This window comes from uncultured Arthrobacter sp., from assembly GCF_902805515.1.
Lineage (GTDB): Bacteria > Actinomycetota > Actinomycetes > Actinomycetales > Micrococcaceae > Arthrobacter_D.
This window is the reverse complement of record NZ_CADCTE010000204.1, coordinates 1-1689: the sequence shown is the minus strand read 5'-3', so window position 1 is coordinate 1689 and position 1689 is coordinate 1. Positions and strand designations below refer to the sequence as shown.

The 1689-nt window shown below is 64.3% G+C and carries 2 protein-coding genes; one reads left to right on the top strand and one right to left on the bottom strand.

Annotation, left to right across the window (positions count from 1 at the left end):
- The coding region (locus tag QZX79_RS18365) for a M28 family metallopeptidase (RefSeq protein WP_294570857.1) at window positions 1-1270 on the bottom strand (1270 nt) is incomplete at its 3' end.
- A 200-nt stretch (window positions 1271-1470) separates the two neighbouring features.
- Between QZX79_RS18365 and QZX79_RS18360 the strand changes: the two genes are divergently transcribed.
- The coding region (locus QZX79_RS18360; RefSeq protein WP_294570851.1) for an Lrp/AsnC family transcriptional regulator at window positions 1471-1689 on the top strand (219 nt) is incomplete at its 3' end.

Sequence of the window (1689 nt, the reverse complement as noted above, 5' to 3'; positions counted from 1 at the left end):
TCTCCAGCACGTCGAGATCGGCGACGTGCATCCGGTCGTCCTCTGTGTGCCACTCGATGTTGCCGCCGCACCCGCCGACCGGGTAGTAGCCCTTCTCTTCGACGAGCTTCGGGGGCATTGTCGAGGAGAGCATGAAGAAGGAGGAGATCCCGATGTTGTTGAACGAGTAGTCTCCGGCTCGCAGGGGCCTCGTGCCGGCCGCCGGCTGGTCGAGTACGTCCCGGATGACGTCCTTGCAAAACTCGTCCGTCTCGCTCATCCACATCATGTGCTCGTAGGACGTCGCCCAGCGGCAGCCAGGGGAGTCGCAGTTGACCTGGGCTATGCAGTTCTCCTCCAGGTCGAGGGCGAACTCGTCGGCGAACCACGTCGAGCCAGCGTACCTGCCGTAGGAGTGGCCCGGCCAGATCGCAATACGCACGCTCCGTTTGAGGGCGTCGCGGTGCTCGCAAAAGACGCGCGCCATCTCCACGAGTGCCGCGTCCCCGGTTGCGTTGTCCCCGATTCCCTCGTGCCAGGAGTCGAGGTGCCCGTGCAGGAGCACGTACTTGTCCGGCTCTTCGGTTCCCGCGATAAACACGTCGAGGAGCGGGCAAGGGTACCAGCCCTTCTCAAGGTCCGTCTTGAACTCGACGGCTACCGATCCCGCCTCGCAGAGCCCGGCGAGCTCGCGGCCGTCTGGTTTGTTCACGGCGAGAACAGGGATCTCCGGCTCGTCGGCGGCGTTGTCCAGGTCGGGGGCGCCCCAGATGGGGGTGCAGATACCCTCGTGGATGTTCTGACCGGGGCTGATGAAGACCGCCGCCCTCACCCCGAGCCCCGAGAACTGCGAGACCTTGCCGGGCATCGGGAATCCCTCGGTGAGCACGATCTTGCCGCTCAGATCCGCCGCGTCGCCTTCTATGGCCCCGCCGAAGATGTCCCCGATGCCCGTGGCCTGGCCTGTCGGGACATAGACCATCTCGCCCGCCACCCACTCGCCGCCGGTAGAGACGGAGAACGCGGGGGTCTTGGCCCTGACCTGCCTGTCGTCGCCCGTGACCCTCAGCCCCGCGTCCCGCGGCAGGCTCAGATAGAGGGTCGGGTTATGCACCGTGTGGGGGACCCCGAACTCTTCGAGCTTCTCCCGGATAAAGGAGGCAGCTTCCCTTTCGTCCTCGCCGCCGGACTCGCGCACTAGCGTCGCGAACCTCTCCAGCACGGCGCCGGGCAGGACCCGGCTCACCTCGTCCAGCAGTTGTCCCTCCCGCACGTCGGCTGAGCTTCTCATCAGGGCGTCACCCTCACGTCCGCCTCCTGCAGCACCGGCCCGTCCGAAGTCTCCTGAGCCGAAACCGCCGATGCCATAATTAGCAAGGCAAAAAGCGATGCCAAAAGAGGAAAGATCCTGCCGTTCATCTCCTTGCACCTTTCGTCCGCTCCCATCCCTAGCATGATGTTCGCATAAAATCCAGCACAAAACAATAGTAAATGACGGATTTCCTCGAAATCATTGTGTTGACGGAGGAAAACTGCGAGTATGGGGGCATGGATTCTTTGGACCAGCGTATAGCGGCGGCGCTGCAGATAGACGGCCGGGCGAGCTGGCACCAGGTCGCGCGGGTCGCGGGTAGCTCGGAGTCCACGGTCGCGCGCCGGGCGCAGCGCATGTTCGACAAAGGCGTGTTGCGGGTGGCGGCGATCTCGGAT